This is a genomic window from Pseudomonas sp. FYR_7 (assembly GCF_043106155.1).
Lineage (GTDB): Bacteria > Pseudomonadota > Gammaproteobacteria > Pseudomonadales > Pseudomonadaceae > Aquipseudomonas > Aquipseudomonas parafulva_B.
Window position 1 is genome coordinate 1 of the sequence record NZ_JBICMI010000060.1, and the last position, 565, is coordinate 565.

The 565-nt window shown below is 69.9% G+C and carries 1 protein-coding gene; it reads left to right on the forward strand.

Annotated features, from left to right (window positions below):
- On the forward strand, positions 1-565 hold a 565-nt coding region (locus tag ACF8R3_RS15035; RefSeq protein WP_392515822.1), incomplete at both ends, for a type VI secretion system Vgr family protein.

Genomic DNA, 565 nt, shown 5'->3' on the forward strand with positions numbered 1-565 from the left:
GGGGCCATATCGCCATCCCGCGTATCGGCCACGAGGTCATCGTCGACTTCCTCGACGGCGACTGCGACCAGCCCATCGTCACCGGCCGCGCCTACCCGGCCACCCATCCCACTCCCTACAAGCTGCCGGTGCACAAGACCCTCAGCGCCATCCGCAGCAAGGAGCATCAGGCCGGCCGTGCCAACGAGCTGCGCATCGACGACACCCATGGCGAGATCAGCGCCGCGCTGATGAGCGACCATGCCGACACGGCCCTCCACCTGGGCTACCTCACCCACCCGCGACCCAAGGGCGGCGAACCCCGTGGCGAGGGCTTCGAGCTGCGCACCGATGCCAGCGCCGCCCTGCGCGCGGCCAGAGGCCTGCTGCTCTCAACCGAGGCCCAGCCCGGTGCAGGCGGCGGCCATCTTGTCCGCGACCAGGCCATCGCCCTGTTGGAGAGCGCGCTGGAACTGGCCCGCAATCTCGGCCAGGTGGCCGGCGAAAACCAGGGTATCGGCCACGACCCCGAGCCGCAGCAAACCCTGACTACGGCCGTGCGCGAACTCGACCACGGTGCCAACGA